Annotated in this window: 13 protein-coding genes and 1 tRNA gene; 7 read left to right on the top strand and 7 right to left on the bottom strand. The window is 38.5% G+C overall.

Annotated features, from left to right (window positions below):
* Positions 1–45: 45 nt before the first annotated feature.
* The 3 genes from ACTB00_RS08500 to ACTB00_RS08490 are packed head-to-tail and all read left to right on the top strand — an operon-like array spanning position 46 to position 3,060.
* On the top strand, positions 46–957 hold the full coding sequence (locus ACTB00_RS08500) for a 1,4-dihydroxy-2-naphthoate polyprenyltransferase (RefSeq protein ID WP_463299485.1): 912 nt from the start codon (positions 46–48) through the stop codon (positions 955–957).
* On the top strand, positions 954–2,012 hold the full coding sequence (menC, locus tag ACTB00_RS08495) for an o-succinylbenzoate synthase (protein WP_463299484.1): 1,059 nt from the start codon (positions 954–956) through the stop codon (positions 2,010–2,012). The genes ACTB00_RS08500 and menC overlap by 4 nt, the downstream gene beginning before the upstream one ends.
* Positions 2,013–2,019: 7 nt before the next feature.
* Positions 2,020–3,060, top strand: a complete 1,041-nt coding sequence (locus ACTB00_RS08490) for an AMP-binding protein (protein ID WP_463299483.1) — start codon at positions 2,020–2,022, stop codon at positions 3,058–3,060.
* A 45-nt stretch (positions 3,061–3,105) separates the two neighbouring features.
* On the opposite strand, the gene ACTB00_RS08485 is transcribed toward ACTB00_RS08490, so the two are convergent.
* Positions 3,106–3,179: transfer RNA gene (locus ACTB00_RS08485), tRNA-Ala, on the bottom strand.
* Positions 3,180–3,303: 124 nt separating this feature from the next.
* Here ACTB00_RS08485 and ACTB00_RS08480 point away from each other — a divergent pair.
* The 3 genes from ACTB00_RS08480 (at position 3,304) to hflX (ending at position 6,196) form a co-directional block, all read left to right on the top strand.
* On the top strand, positions 3,304–3,987 hold the full coding sequence (locus ACTB00_RS08480; RefSeq protein WP_463299482.1) for an energy transducer TonB: 684 nt from the start codon (positions 3,304–3,306) through the stop codon (positions 3,985–3,987).
* A gap of 135 nt (positions 3,988–4,122) precedes the next feature.
* Complete coding sequence (locus tag ACTB00_RS08475) at positions 4,123–4,806, top strand: energy transducer TonB (RefSeq protein WP_463299481.1); 684 nt, start codon at positions 4,123–4,125, stop codon at positions 4,804–4,806.
* Between the two features lie 178 nt (positions 4,807–4,984).
* Complete coding sequence (hflX, locus tag ACTB00_RS08470; RefSeq protein ID WP_463299480.1) at positions 4,985–6,196, top strand: GTPase HflX; 1,212 nt, start codon at positions 4,985–4,987, stop codon at positions 6,194–6,196.
* 329 nt (positions 6,197–6,525) lie between these two features.
* Here hflX and ACTB00_RS08465 read toward each other — a convergent pair whose 3' ends face one another.
* From ACTB00_RS08465 to ACTB00_RS08450, 4 genes are all read right to left on the bottom strand, one after another.
* Positions 6,526–7,470 carry a TRM11 family SAM-dependent methyltransferase gene (locus tag ACTB00_RS08465; protein ID WP_463299479.1) on the bottom strand — a complete coding sequence of 315 codons (945 nt, stop codon included), beginning with the start codon at positions 7,468–7,470 and terminating at the stop codon, positions 6,526–6,528.
* A gap of 105 nt (positions 7,471–7,575) precedes the next feature.
* Positions 7,576–9,432: a MutS-related protein gene (locus ACTB00_RS08460; RefSeq protein ID WP_463299478.1), complete on the bottom strand. Its 1,857-nt coding sequence runs from the start codon at positions 9,430–9,432 to the stop codon at positions 7,576–7,578.
* Positions 9,433–9,598: 166 nt separating this feature from the next.
* Positions 9,599–10,576 carry an NAD(P)-dependent alcohol dehydrogenase gene (locus ACTB00_RS08455; RefSeq protein WP_463299477.1) on the bottom strand — a complete coding sequence of 326 codons (978 nt, stop codon included), beginning with the start codon at positions 10,574–10,576 and terminating at the stop codon, positions 9,599–9,601.
* Between the two features lie 149 nt (positions 10,577–10,725).
* Complete coding sequence (locus ACTB00_RS08450) at positions 10,726–11,862, bottom strand: hypothetical protein (protein ID WP_463299476.1); 1,137 nt, start codon at positions 11,860–11,862, stop codon at positions 10,726–10,728.
* Between the two features lie 453 nt (positions 11,863–12,315).
* On the opposite strand from ACTB00_RS08450, the gene ACTB00_RS08445 reads away from it, so the two are divergent.
* Positions 12,316–13,110, top strand: a complete 795-nt coding sequence (locus ACTB00_RS08445) for a hypothetical protein (RefSeq protein WP_463299475.1) — start codon at positions 12,316–12,318, stop codon at positions 13,108–13,110.
* 157 nt (positions 13,111–13,267) lie between these two features.
* Here ACTB00_RS08445 and ACTB00_RS08440 read toward each other — a convergent pair whose 3' ends face one another.
* Both ACTB00_RS08440 and ACTB00_RS08435 read right to left on the bottom strand, forming a co-directional pair.
* A complete protein-coding gene (locus ACTB00_RS08440) occupies positions 13,268–13,594 on the bottom strand; it encodes a hypothetical protein (protein WP_463299474.1) in 327 nt (108 codons plus the stop codon).
* Complete coding sequence (locus tag ACTB00_RS08435; RefSeq protein WP_463299473.1) at positions 13,591–14,010, bottom strand: hypothetical protein; 420 nt, start codon at positions 14,008–14,010, stop codon at positions 13,591–13,593. The genes ACTB00_RS08440 and ACTB00_RS08435 overlap by 4 nt, the downstream gene beginning before the upstream one ends.
* Positions 14,011–14,939: the final 929 nt, after the last annotated feature.

Raw genomic sequence — 14,939 nt, 5'->3', positions numbered from 1 at the left:
GAACTCCATCATAATTTCAAACTGGTAGCGATCTATTTTTAAACTATGGCAACAGCAAAAAGTTGGATTAAGGCAGCACGTCTACGCACACTCCCATTGGCACTTTCCGGTGTTTTAATGGGTTGTGGTCTGGCTTGGTTTTACGGATCTTTCATCCTCCATATTTGCATTTTAGCAATCATTACAGCCACCCTAATCCAGGTATTCTCGAACTTTGCCAACGACTTTGGTGACAACCAACGCGGAACGGACAATGAGTTTCGCCTCGGCCCCACCCGAACGATGCAGAGCGGAGAAATCAGTCATTCGGAAATGAAAAAAGGGATGACCATTATTGGTGGTTTGAGCCTGATCTTTGGCATTTGGCTGGTTTATACCGGAACCTGGGAGTTTTCGAAAACAGCTTTTTTCAGCTTCATCGGACTCGGAGTTTTATCGTTAATTGCCGCCTACTTTTACACAGCTGGCAAGAAATCCTACGGCTATGTTGGCTTGGGCGATTTGGCAGTTTTTCTGTTCTTTGGGCTGCTGCCTGTTATTGGTGTTTTCTATTTGAATGCTGCTTATTTTGAAACAGCCATCGTTTTACCTGCCTTAAGTATGGGTTTTTTCAGTACCGGCGTTCTCAATCTAAACAACATGCGGGATTTGGAGAATGACCAAAAATCGGGCAAAATTACGCTGCCTGTCAGAATGGGTGCGCGAAACAGCCGGATTTATCATACCGCAATGATTCTTTGGGGTTGGTTTAGTGTTATCATTTTCACGTTGCACCAGCAAGAATCAATATGGCAATGGTTATTTTTATTAACTTTACCTTTGTTTATCAAAGATTTAGCAACCATTCACCGGATTAATGAAGAGCAAAAACTTGATCCGTTTCTCAAAAAACTAGCACTTTCTACCCTTGCCTTTACCTTGCTTTTTTGTTTAGGATTAATACTGGCTGTTTTATGATTGCATATTTCAAAAAATATCAACTTCTTTTTAAACGTCCGGCGGGAACATCGCGAGGCGTTTACCATACAAGAACTATCTGGCTTCTTTTTCTGAAAGAAAATGGGAGAACCGGGATTGGTGAATGTGCGCCACTTCCTGACTTAAGCAAGGAATCGCCCGAACAGGTTGAACAGATATTAAAGGCAATCTGTGCTAATCCAACCGACTATATCAATCATCCCGAACTTTTACTGGATATTCCATCGGTTCGCTTTGGTTTGGAATCCGCTATGTTGGATCTTGAAAACGGAGGAAATCAGATTCTGTTTCCGTCATCCTTTACCTCAGGGAAAGAAGGGATTCCAATCAATGGTCTGATTTGGATGGGAGACTACACGTTTATGCAACAACAAATCCGGGAAAAGTCGGAAGCGGGATTTCAATGCATCAAGTTAAAAATTGGCGCAATTAATTTCGAACGGGAGCTCTCCTTACTGCAGTCATTGAAGTATTTGAGAAGTCGCCAAGATATAACGATCCGGGTTGATGCAAATGGTGCCTTTCAGCCTGAAAAAGCACTGAACAAACTGAATGAACTGGCTCAATTTGATCTGCATTCGATTGAGCAACCAATTGCTGCAGGACAATGGGAAGAAATGGCGAGACTTTGTGATGAAACGCCAATTCCAATTGCACTTGACGAAGAGCTGATTGGCATTAATTCAAAAGATGAAAAAGAGGCTCTTTTAGATGTCATCAGACCCCAGTTTCTGGTATTAAAACCAAGTTTGCACGGCGGAATTTCAGGTTGCGATGAATGGATCAACTTAGCCAACGAGCGATCAGTTGGCTGGTGGATCACCTCCTATCTCGAATCTAACATCGGGCTTAATGCCATTGCTCAGTGGGCATTCACCAAACATCCGAAAATGTATCAGGGGCTCGGCACCGGTCTGCTATTTACCAACAACTTTGATTCGCCGCTTGAAATTCGTGGAGAACAGCTTTGGTTCGATCAGCAAAAAAGCTTCGTTCTTCCGAAAGAGTTTGGCAATTCTAATCAAGAGGTTTGATTCCATCATGAAACTGTTTCCAACACACATCAGGCTCAATGGAAGGCTGACTGCAGTCACAGATCTTCTCCAGCGGCAAGTTGCCGTGCAGCCTGACTGGGAAAAACAATGGCTGAACTTTCTGCAAGAATGGTATAATCAGAACAAATACATTGAAGTAAACACCTCGGGTAGTACCGGAACACCAAAAACGATAAAGCTAAACAAGGATTTTGTGGCTGCCAGTGCGCAACGTACCATTCAATATTTCAATCTGAAAAAGGGAGACTGCATATTACATTGTTTACCTACGAAATACGTCGCCGGAAAACTAATGGTAGTCCGCGCCCTGCTTGGCGAACTTGACTTACATCTTGTTGACCCGACTACCGATTTTCAATTTCTGAGACAAAAGCATTTCAAGTTTACAGCCATGGTTCCAACGCAGGTTCATAAAGTTTTGGAATCTGGAATCTGGAATCTGGAATCTCTTCTGATTGGAGGCTCGGCAGTTCCTCAACCATTAGTTAATGAGCTACAAAGCGTTCCAACTCAATGCTACTCCAGCTATGCCATGACCGAAACTGCGACCCACATCGCCTTGCGAAAACTGAACGGCAAAAACCAAGATCAATTTTACCATTGCTTAGACCATATAAAAGTGCAACTCTCGCTCGACAATTGCCTCGAAATTTTTATGCCCGGACTAAAACAACAGCCGCTAAAAACAAATGACTTGGCGGAGTTAGCAGACGAAAAGACGTTTCGAGTGCTCGGGCGAGCAGACAATGTGATCATTTCCGGAGGCATCAAATTTTCGCCCGAACAACTGGAAAGAAAACTAGAGCCTTTTATTTCCTGTGCTTTTTCTATCTCATCACTGCCACATGAAACATTGGGACAACAACTTATTTTAATCGTTGAAGGTGAAGAAGATGAAAAGCGGATCCGTCAAATTCAAACGATTTGCAGTCAGCAGCTTTCTAAATACGAGCAACCAAAGCAAATTCGATTTATTAAAATATTCCCGCGAACGGAGAATGGGAAAGTAATGCGAAAAGCATTATAAAATAAAAGAGCTACAAACACCTGCTTGTAACTCTTTCATTTTCAGTGGAGAATATCGGAATCGAACCGATGACCTTTTGACTGCCAGTCAAACGCTCTAGCCAACTGAGCTAATCCCCCATCATTTTGCACCGCAAATATAATAATATTTTCAAAACGTAATCACCATTGGTTCTTTTTGGTTTGGTTTTTGTTTTCTTACTCTTATTAGCCATTCATTTTTAAACAATTAAATCAAAAAGTTATGAAAACAAAAAAATCTAAAAACGCCGATTTAGAAAGTAAACGCTCATTATTCCTCTCCCTTGGATTAGTACTCTCACTCGGTTTTACCTTGCTGGCTTTTAGTTGGAAAACGCCGGTACAAAAAGCCGACGATGTTGGATCCGTTAACTGGGACTCCCCTACTGATATTATTATTCCCCTAACTAAACCAGAAAAAAAGGAACTCGCCCCTCCGATAAAAACAGTTGAATTGTTTCAGCTGGTTGATGATGACACAGAGCTGGATGATGATGATCTGGATATTTTTGACACCGAAGTAACCGACGAAGGAATTGACGTTGATGCATTACAAGATTTCACAAACGATAATGACACATACGACAAGGAAGAAATTGTGCTAATACCTGATGAAATGCCCGAATTTCCCGGTGGAATGAAAGCTCTTTTGAAGTTTATCGCCAATACGGTCGACTATCCGTCGGTGGCTCAGGAAACTGGAATTCAGGGACGAGTATTTGTCAATTTTGTTGTTAATACTGATGGGCAAGTCAGCGATGCCCGCATCATTCGGGGTGTCGATTCTTCGCTGGACAGAGAAGCACTCAGGGTTGTCAATAAAATGCCAAGATGGAGCCCCGGAAAACAGGGCGGACATGCAGTAAGGGTTTCCTATAATGTGCCGATCAATTTTGTATTACAATAAAATGTCCGACGAACACAAAGGATAAAATTTTAATTTTTTCAACTCTTGATTTTGAAGATTATTTTTTATCTTTAGCCCCTCAATATCGAGAAAAACTAGTATCTGAAAAATAGAAAAAACTTCTAAAACTGAATTATGGAACCAAAGAAATCACCAAAAGCCGATCTTGAGAGCAAAAGAAATATTTTTGTTCAGATAGGGTTAGTGGTGTCTCTAGGTCTTTGCTTACTAGCTTTCGAATGGACTTCCAGAGTAGAACAAGCTTCTTCTTTAGGATCTGTTGCAGAGCAAGAGGTGGAGGATGAGATTATCCCGATTACCCGTCAAGAAGAAGTAAAACCACCACCACCACCACCACCACCAAAAGTTGTTGAGGTGTTAAATATCGTGGAGGATGATGTTGAAATCGAAGACGAACTTGAGATTCAAGACACCGAAGCGGATGACGAAACAGTGATCGACGTTGCGCCTGTTATTCAAGAAGAAGAGGAAGTTGACGAAGGTCAGGTATTCTTTATCGTAGAAGATATGCCTGAATTCCCTGGTGGAGAATTAGCTCTTCGTAAATTCATTGCCAATGCTGTAAAATATCCTGTAATTGCTCAGGAAAACGGTATTCAAGGAAAAGTTTACGTTAACTTCGTTGTAGATAAAGACGGAAGTATTATCAATGCGCGCATCGCTCGTGGTGTTGATGCATCACTTGACAAAGAAGCACTTCGTGTGGTAAACAGTCTTCCAAAATGGAAACCCGGAAAACAAAGAGGAAAACCAGTAAGAGTTTCTTATACGGTTCCTATCAACTTTGTATTACAATAAAGATTTAAACAATAAAAAAATCCTGGTTCCGTTTTTTCGGGGCCAGGTTTTTTTATGGAACGAACATGAATTTTAAGATGCGAGAATTCACAAACAAGCATATTAAAATTCATCGTGAGTTACATCGAATGCAAATGAAATGGACAATTTTAATGAAACAAACTTTGAAATTATTTGAATGATTGAAACCGAGAAAGTACAAGAAACTGCCGTATTAGTTGGACTGATAAACAAGGAACAAGACGAAAGACAAGCTCAGGAATATTTGGACGAGTTGGAATTTTTGGCTGATACAGCGGGAGCGCAGGTCAAAAAACAGTTTTTCCAGCGATTGGATGTTCCTAATCATGCTACATTTGTTGGATCAGGCAAGCTACAGGAGATTCAGAACTACATGAAGGTTCATGAAATTGACACGGTCATTTTTGACGATGAACTAAGTCCAACCCAACTCCGGAACATCGAACGACAACTGGAATCCAAAGTACTCGACCGGACAAATTTGATTTTAGATATTTTTGCCAAACGTGCGCAAACAGCCCATGCCAAAACTCAGGTTGAACTAGCGCAATACCAATACATGCTTCCACGGTTAACCCGAATGTGGACTCACTTGGAGCGGCAGCGAGGTGGTATTGGAATGCGGGGACCCGGAGAAACACAGATTGAGACCGACCGCAGGATTATTTTAGATAAAATTGCCCGATTAAAAGTTCAGCTAAAAAAGATCGACAAGCAAAAAGCCACGCAGCGTAAAAACCGTGGAAAATTAGTTCGTGTTGCCCTCGTTGGCTACACCAATGTTGGTAAATCAACCATCATGAACATGCTGGCTAAATCAGAAGTATTCGCCGAAAACAAGCTTTTTGCAACACTCGACACTACCGTTCGGAAAATGGTAGTTGGCAACCTCCCCTTCTTGTTGGCCGACACTGTTGGGTTTATCAGAAAGCTGCCTCATGGTTTGGTCGAGTCATTTAAATCAACACTTGACGAGGTGCGCGAAGCCGACATTTTGGTTCATGTGGTAGATATCTCACACCCGGGTTTTGAAGAGCAAATCAACACCGTAACCGAAACCCTGTCAGAGATTGAAACGGGAGAAAAGCCAACCATCTATGTGTTCAATAAAATTGATGCATTCGAATATGTGCAGAAAGATGAAGATGACTTAAGTCCAAAAACACAAGAGAACTATTCGCTGGAAGAATTAAAAAAGACATGGATCGGCAAAAACAACACGCCTTCTCTTTTTATTTCAGCTACTGAAAAAGAAAATGTTGATGAATTTAAGAAGACCCTTTATGAAGAAGTCAAAAAAATTCATGTAACCCGATTTCCATACAATGATTTTCTGTACGATATGGACTGGACAAAACCTCAGGAATGATTAAAAAGAAAGTTCCCATTTTTGACTTTCCTGAGCTTCTGCTTTTTACCGAAAATTTCTTTGGATGAATATTGACGACTAAATGAAACCCAAAAGTTTGCTTTAGCTCTCATGTTATGACCGCCCATTTTTTTAGAAAAGCTTACACGACAAATGAAGTTTGGTCGGGCTAAAGCCACCACAATTTATCACTTCTCCGCGTTGGAGTAGCTTGCGTTTGTGTCCGGGATTTACTCTTTTATCATTATTTTATTGTCCTGTCGCAGTTATTTCTTTTCTCCCGTTAGTGCTGATTTGTATACCCTGATGAGCAAGACTTGATCCCACTATCAATTCTTTTCACAAACCCATATTCGTCTGGCGAAATTTGCCTTTCCTCTTTTCCGAACACGACAATGATCTGATATGCTGAATCCAGCGTTGCTGATTGGGCTTGTAATGTCCGAGGTCGACACAATAACAAGTCGATTTGTGATTTTTGCTGTCGACTCAATAATGTGGAAGACATCATGATCGGTTGCACAGCTCAGCAAATTGTACGGCAGGTCGATAATAGCAGCATCATACTTTTTACTGATGTCTTTTATGTCGGAGCGATATATCGTTGCCGTGTAGTTGAAATGAGCAAGATTCACCCGAGCGTCGCGACACACCTTCCAATTAATGTCGCAACCCTCAATACTATTTCCTGCAAAACAGGCTTCTAACATGATTGTGCCAACTCCACAACATGCATCGAGTAGCTTTTTCTCTTTGTCTGCCTTTGCTGCAATATTGACGAGAGCTTTGGCAATATTTATACTGATTGAGTTACTGTATGAACATGGTTTTTCCTTGTGTTTGTACCACGCAAAACGATCTTTGATCAAAACGCCAAAATACCAAACCCCCTCGTAATAGCATAAAGCATACGTTATTGTTGGGCAATAGTAATCCGGGTTGCCTTCGATGCTGTAGCCGATATCTTTTAACTTTTTAAGCCTCTCAGCATACTCCGTCGGGTCACTATCCAACACTAAATACTCAACTTTAAACCCTTCAATGCATATACGTTCTTTCTTAATCTCATGGATTAGCGTCGAATAATCTTCAGAAAACAAAACAATATCAAGTCTCGCTTTAATGAACGCACTGGTTGAAGGCTCTGCTTTTATCTCGGAAAAAAGTAGTTTATTCTTTTCTTCCTCACCAAAAATAGATCTCGATTCGAGCTTACATAACTCACTTTCCGTATTGTCGTAAGTAAAGGCGTATAGATGTGTTTTTTTCTGCATGTGCTTTGTCCCTGATATTTTCCGATCTGGCGAATTTAAGTATTGTTGTTCTTCAAGCTGCTCAATGCCACCAAGAAGATAAAATGACGTGCTATTGTTATTCTACTAATTCTGTTCAGTTGAAATAGCCTCCATAATTCGAATTCCGCTCTTTTTCATGAGTTCACTTGCATTAAAATCATTACATATACCCGGGCGAATTTCATAACTAAAAATCATTGAATCATTTATAATTTCACTGTTGAAACTATAATTTGTAACCAGCTTTTTATTCCCTGATAGTTTTGCCAGTTCAATATCGTGTGTTGCAATAATTCCTGATGTTTTGAGCTCTCTCAATTGGTTAATCAATGAAAAACCTCCTTTATGTCTATCTTCTGAGTTTGTGCCTTTAAACATCTCGTCTAACAGAAAAAACGTATTTTGATTACTTTCGATCAGTTTCAGCATCTTTTCAATTCTGCTTAATTCGGCATAAAAAGAAGAGATTCCTTCCTTCAAATTATCCTGGGTTCTCATACTCATATATAATTTCAGGTTCGAAACCTGCCCATTTTTTGAACAACAAGGTGCACCCGCTAATGCCAATACCAGGTTTACGCCCACGGTTCTTAAAAAAGTGCTTTTCCCTCCCATATTCGAACCGGTTATCAAGACAACATCACCTTGTCCCTCGGAGTGAAAATCATTACACACCCGTTTAGTCGAATTGATTAAGGGATGCCCCAACGACTCAAAATGTACGGTGTTGTCCTTTTCTGTTATCTCCGGAAATGTATAGGATGGGTTTGAATAGCAAAAACCCGCAAGACTATTGATTACCTCAAACTCACTAACAACTTCAGCCCATAATTTTAAAAATGCCTTATTTTTTGATTTCCATTTTTCTACGCCAATAATCATGTAAATATCCAATAGCAGGAAACTGTTTAATAAATGATAAAACGGATTTCCTCCTATTTGTGTAATTTTTATTTTAACACCTCTTTGCTGAGCGAATTCCAGTGATCTACACAGCCTATTGATTTCCTTGAATGCTGACCGGCGGCTCTTTATGAACACGGATTGCAATTCGCTTATTTTTTTTGATTTAAAACGTTCACTTTCAATTTTTTCGATAAGGGCTCGATAACCTTTTAACGTATCGATATTCTCTTGCGAGGTTTTAACGATATCATCGGCTAAGGGTTTTACCTTTTTTATAATCCTATTAATAATGAATAGAACGGTAAGAAAAGGAAGCAAATAAATAAACCAGCTTGGTGAAGTAACATAAGGTAGGTAAGAATATAAGGTGAGAAATGATAGAACCGAAAGGGTTATAGCGGCTGCCTGATAGATTCGTCGATATTTTAATAAACCTAAAGGTGCTTCTACCCAATCTAACAACTTATTGTAATCACTTTTTTTATTCTGAAAGTGCATGCCTGACGCCTGAAAATCTTGCCTCCAATCCAATTTTTGAGCTAATTCTTTGATGGCTTTTTGTCGGTCGTGTATTTCATTATTCGGTGCAGGTTCCGACAGCCATTCTGATAACAAAATCATACCCGACTCTGTCGTTGTTCTGTTGAGTAACTGAAAAATGGAATGTTCTCCGAAAATATCTAAATCAGAAGTATAAGGATGATTTGGATTCATAAACTGGTCTCCGGGTTCAAATTCTTCCAGATGACATTTTTCTCTTAAAATTTCGGATTCATTTATACGTTTCAGGAATGCGGCATGCTTTTTCAGGTAGGCTATTTTGTTGTAATACTTGATTGCAGCACCAAAACATACGATCAATAGTGGGAAAACAATCAGAACGGGAGCTAATAGATTTGAACTAAATAAGTAAATCAGAATGATACTTGAAATGACAAAAATAAATAACCTAAGAAATGAAATACGTTTCAACAACTTACTTTGCTTAAGCAAGTTGTCATCGTATTTTTTTATATTATCGCGATAGATTTTCATCTCATTATAATTTAAAATTTTCAACGGTATTCGATGGAACTCGCTTATAATGATTCTCCTGTGTGTGATGGCCTGTACATGCTCGTTTCATGTGTTTCTAATCGTTTACTTTTTTCACTTTAAGTTCGTGCAGTTTCAGTTGCAAATTATGCGTCAATGAATAAGCTTATTCGTTGCATGATGGTTTTTTTACAAGGTTAATTAAAACGTTACCTGTTTTAAGCCCTTTAATTACATACTCGTAAGCTTCGGATATTTCTTCGATTAAATACTCCCGATCAATAACGGGTTTGAATTTTCCTGTCTCCAAAAGATGACTGATATACGGTATTGTTTTCTGCTTGTTGTAAGGAATAGGGAAAATTACTTTTTTACCAGACATTGAAGTTAAGAGAGGATAGAAAACATTTTGGGAATAGGAACCCAGCTCAGACGAAATATAGATACCTTTTTCTTTCAATATCAACTTACACTTCCCAAATGTGCTTTTACCAACGGTATCAAAAACAAAGTCGTATGTATCGTTATCATTCGTAAAATCTTCTTTGGTATAATCAAAAACTTTGTCGGCACCTAAAGATTTGACAAGCTCGATATTTTTCGTGTTACAAGTAGCTGTTATTGTGACATCATATTGCCGAGCAAATTGCAAAAGAGCAGAACCAATTGCACCAGTTGCACCATTTATTAGCATATTTTGTCCTGACTTGATCGTTACTTTATGTATGAAAGAGTACGCATAATGAGCTCCTTCTAAACCAGCGGCGGCCTGTTTAAAATCAATGTTTCCCGGGATTGAGAATACATGATCTTTTGTTGTCGTTATATATTCAGCTTGAGATTCAGCCCCAGTATCGTTAAAGCCAAATACCCGATCTCCGATATTAAATGCCTTCACATTTTTGCCAATTGCTATTACTTCACCGGCGAAGTCGGTTCCTAAAATGATTTTACGTGGCTTGAATAGTCCTAAGACAAATCTCATGATAAGTGGTTTTGCCGTAAGGTTGGCACAATCTGTCCTGTTGACAGTTGTATTATAAACTCGAATTAGTACTTCATCGTCTTGGGGTGTTGGTTTTTCAACCTCTTCAATTCTTATTCGACTTGGAGAACAATAACTTCTTCGTATGGAGGCTTTCATGTTTTATTCTTTATTCTTCAATAGAGTACAACAGTTGGTAAATGCTGCTACAGCGGATTTCGGAGCACGTTCATGTCCGCCAGGACTAAATAGTGATGCGAGTCTGTAGTTAAGAACCGCACCACCTCCGCTCTGAAATAGGTACTGTATTATGCGTTCGGTTTTATCTTTTTTAATGCTATCACTATTTTATTTCTCTCACCTTTTGCGGTCATAATTTCAACTTTTACAACAGACTTGCTTTTAATATCAATAACTTCATGAAAATCAACTTCATTCTCATTGAGGAATAAACAATAGTCCTCTTTCAATTTATCATAGTCGGATACATTGATTTTTTCTTTGGTACTCGCTTCCACAATTCTCTTTAGCTCTGTCAGAACAAAGTTTTTTGTGTAGATTTTAACTACTCCATTAGTTTGATTCGTATATTTCCTGGTTTCTTCAGGCTTCTTGAGAACTTCTATGCTTGCTATATCATTGGGGTCTATTTTCTTTAAATCAAATTCTTTTTCTAAATCTCCGTCGACGATGAATACTGGTGGAATGGGCTTTTTCCCTTTGTACAGAATTTTATTTGAGTTGTAATATAATTTAAGATCATCGTTTGTTGTTGGTTCAAAATCTGAAAAAGTCCAAATCAATTGATTGTTATTTATTTCAACGTTGTTTGGTTGTTGTGAAATTATTGAATCAATTTCTATGTCTTTCAAGTTTACAACAATTTCAGCTTTTCCAATGGTACCATTCCAGTTGGCACCCGTACTTAACAGGTAGGTGAAAAATCTTTTGTTGCTTTTATAGAGCATGCCAAACGGTAATGAGTATTGAACTTCAATCGTCTTAGATTCACCCTTTTGAAATTCTCCATCCCATAAATACCAGTCCTCTATAATTTGATGTGTGTCTACTTTTTCTCTGAATCCTTCATCGTTTTTCAATGAATCTGAAAGGTAAAACGTTAAAACCTTGCCATTTTCTTTTACTGCAAATCTATTCAGTTTTTCTGACTTGCTTATCAATCGATAATGATAGAAATTCATCTCTGGAAAACCAATTTGGAGTTTTTCATGTTCTCCAAGGTTTTTCATGTTAAAACAACATTTAACAACCGAACTATCATTGTAGAGGTCGATAACGACTTTTTCGGATTCCATTCTTACCGATGTTGTATTGTTTGGGTAGATTGTTTTTGCCTTAATCACAACGGGTTTGATGTCTGCAAACAAATTTATGTGTTGAAGAATAAGTATCAGAATTACGAATACTAAATTATATCTTTTCATAGTTTGGATGTTTTTTATTTAATCGACGCATAACGTCTACGTGCACTCCGACAGGATTGCATATCTCCTATCTGTTTCAAATCGTCGTCTCCTACATCAGAGGCTTTAACTCCTATTCATCAGAATCGCAAACGTCGTCGGTTCATTAGTTGTGTATTTGGGTTTTAACTGTCCCAAGTTAGCAATTTTGGGAGGCAAGTGACACTGTTGACTATAATTTATTTCATTCAAAATAATACCGACCAGAGGCCATTCTGAAGAAAAAGGGGTTCGTGGATATTCAACCAGAAATGTAGAGGAGACTTCCGATTGGCAAATTCGACTACCAATTGTAATAATTTCCGCCCCTCTGTCTATCGAAAGGCTGATAGCTGCCCCTGATTTTAATCTGGTAAACCTTAAGCTTAAACAGATGTTTTACAATTATCTATCCTGAGCAAATAATACTTAGTTATGAAACAACTGCTTTATCTTTTTTTAAACAGCCTGACACTTCTTTTTGCTTTAACCATGAACTATTTATCCGGAACGGGTGCCATAAATGGTATGACGGTAGGAGAAGTGAGTGCCAAATTTGAAAACCTGTTTACTCCGGCTGGTTATGCTTTTGCCATTTGGGGAGTCATTTATCTGCTATTGATTGCTTTTGTGGCGTATCAATGGTATGCATGGTTCAAACATAAACAGGATGAAGCATTGACTCAAACCGGGTTCTGGTTTGCCGTATCCAATGTAGCTAACGGGCTCTGGATTTATGCGTGGACGCATTTACAACTTGAGTTTTCAATTCTGCTGATGCTGGTATTGCTTTTTTCATTAATCATCATGACACTGCGATTACGGCTCGAAATATGGGATGCTCCCCTACGCATCATCTTTTTTGTTTGGTGGCCGGTTTGCATCTACTTAGGGTGGATTGTTGTCGCTACCGTAGCAAATTTCTCAGCCTGGCTGGTGAGTATCGGCTGGAGGGGCGGTTCGATACCCGAAACATACTGGGCACTATTGATGATTGCAGTTGCAACATCCATTTACGCCTTTCTCATTTATTATCGAAATTTGAGGGAGGCAGCACTCGTTGGAGTGTGGGCACTCATTGCTATTGCAGTAAAACAATGGGAAATGGAGCGTGATGTGGTATATGGAGCGTTAGCTGGCGCGCTTATTCTGTTCATTTACAGCATGTGGCATGGCTATAAAAACAGGCTGACATCTCCCGCCAAGAAACTAGAACGGGGAGAATTTTGATATCAGCACCCTACCCATGGCATGAGGTCAAAGCTTTTCGCTTTTATTCAACACGTGGTGAGAGCACAGCAACAGGACTCCGGATTGTCGTTCAACCGGGGCTCTAAGCCGGGCACTACGTGCCGCTTAAAGCCCTATTTATTATAGCCAGTTTTTTTTAATAATTTAAAATATACCATCTTATTGCTAATAAAGATGCAGCAATCATTATTATCCAACCAATCCATTTAATAATCTTTGTCCCGTTGTTTGTTGTTTTTGCTAAATCTTTAGATAATGATTTATAGTCAACATATTTACTAGCTGATATTTCAAAGCCTGTCTTGCTAGATAAGTTCAAAACATATTCGTTAACTACTAAGTATTTGAAAATAGATTCAGCCTCAATTTTGGAAATATTCAATTTGTCTACGACTAAATCAACTGTTAATGAGTCAAGTTCTTCGAGTAAAGAAATTACCTTTTTAATATTTTTCTTTCTCATTTATTCAATTTATAGATATATCCAGAATTGTCAGAGAAGACGATAGCAAGTAAATTCACTTCCTTTACAATGCCATTTGCATAATCACTCAATTTGCTAGTAGACATTACAGTTTTAACTTTTGCTCCATCAAAACTTCCATTGCCGACCACATTATACATATATAATTTGTTCTCACTGTCAAAATGTGAATAGGAAACATTAAAAGACGTTGTAACTGCATTGGTTTTTATATTGTATGAATTACCATTTTGAGTAATTGTCCATGAAAACGAGGATTTATTAAAATTACCTGTTTTCCCATTTACAATGTTAGTACCGTAATTATTCTTGTAGGTTGTTGATTGACTAGTTGTTGATTGACTAAATGCTAATGTGCTCGCAAAAAGAAAGATTAGGATTAAGATTTGTTTCATTGTTTGTGATTTTTATAATTAAAATGTCTTGTTGTTTTAAAATTGGTTATAACGTCTCTGTAATATAACAGGCGTATTCTATATCTCTTATATACCTCAATCCGTAATGCACTGACGCAATACGAATTGTCCCTCGGAATCAAGTCCAATAGACTTTTCATTTTTGCCAAAGAGCAACCGAACATTTCGGTTCATTATTCGCGTATTTAGCTTTTGACTGTTCCAAGTTAGCAATTTTGGGAGGCAAGTAATACTACTGACTATAATTTAATTTCATTCAAAATAACAATCGACCGGATTCAAAGCAACCACCTCCCGGACTAAAGTCCGGACTCCTCCTTGGAAAGAAGGAGAAATAAGGACAGATCAACAACGCTTGCTTGACTATTTCATGGCCGGCGATTAACCACAGACCCATTTCCCATCCTCACCGAGGAGGGGTGGCAATCGCAAAGCGGTTGACGGGATGGTTTTGGTTATTCCTCGAACCATGAACAGCAAAAAACGAACTGACACAATTTTATGAACACAACCAAGCTCTTTTCATACTAAATAACCGTTAATGTGGGCTAGCACCTGTTTCAAGTAGGCTGAAACCTGTTTAATGTGGACTAAAACCTGTTTAATGTCCTCTAAAACCTATTTAATGTTAGCTAAAACCTGTTTAATGTGGACTAAAATCTATTTAATGTAGACTAAAACTAGTTTAATGTTCACCAAAACCAGTTTAATGTCGGCTAAAACCTGTTTAATGTTCACTAAAACCTATTTAATGTCGGCTATAACCTATTTAATGTGAACCAAAACCTGTTTCAAGTCGACTTTAACTGGTTTGGAATGCATTCTAAACAAACTACGATTCACTTTATAGAGTAAACGTAGGGGGAAAACATGTTTTTAGTCAAGAAAAAACTAGTTTCAACTCAAAC

The organism is Sunxiuqinia sp., from assembly GCF_055140945.1.
Note: the sequence above shows the minus strand (reverse complement) of the source record. Positions and strands in the feature narration are given on the sequence as shown.

Bases quoted from the DNA above. Each gene is read 5' to 3' on its own strand.
- menC (WP_463299484.1), top strand. From the start codon at position 954: ATGATTGCATATTTCAAAAAATATCAACTTCTTTTTAAACGTCCGGCG.
- ACTB00_RS08490 (WP_463299483.1), top strand. From the start codon at position 2,020: ATGAAACTGTTTCCAACACACATCAGGCTCAATGGAAGGCTGACTGCA.
- hflX (WP_463299480.1), top strand. From the start codon at position 4,985: ATGATTGAAACCGAGAAAGTACAAGAAACTGCCGTATTAGTTGGACTG.
- ACTB00_RS08475 (WP_463299481.1), top strand. From the start codon at position 4,123: ATGGAACCAAAGAAATCACCAAAAGCCGATCTTGAGAGCAAAAGAAAT.
- ACTB00_RS08455 (WP_463299477.1), bottom strand. From the start codon at position 10,576: ATGAAAGCCTCCATACGAAGAAGTTATTGTTCTCCAAGTCGAATAAGA.
- ACTB00_RS08480 (WP_463299482.1), top strand. From the start codon at position 3,304: ATGAAAACAAAAAAATCTAAAAACGCCGATTTAGAAAGTAAACGCTCA.
- ACTB00_RS08450 (WP_463299476.1), bottom strand. From the start codon at position 11,862: ATGAAAAGATATAATTTAGTATTCGTAATTCTGATACTTATTCTTCAA.
- ACTB00_RS08445 (WP_463299475.1), top strand. From the start codon at position 12,316: ATGAAACAACTGCTTTATCTTTTTTTAAACAGCCTGACACTTCTTTTT.
- ACTB00_RS08460 (WP_463299478.1), bottom strand. From the start codon at position 9,432: ATGAAAATCTATCGCGATAATATAAAAAAATACGATGACAACTTGCTT.
- ACTB00_RS08500 (WP_463299485.1), top strand. From the start codon at position 46: ATGGCAACAGCAAAAAGTTGGATTAAGGCAGCACGTCTACGCACACTC.
- ACTB00_RS08435 (WP_463299473.1), bottom strand. From the start codon at position 14,010: ATGAAACAAATCTTAATCCTAATCTTTCTTTTTGCGAGCACATTAGCA.
- ACTB00_RS08440 (WP_463299474.1), bottom strand. From the start codon at position 13,594: ATGAGAAAGAAAAATATTAAAAAGGTAATTTCTTTACTCGAAGAACTT.
- ACTB00_RS08465 (WP_463299479.1), bottom strand. From the start codon at position 7,470: ATGCAGAAAAAAACACATCTATACGCCTTTACTTACGACAATACGGAA.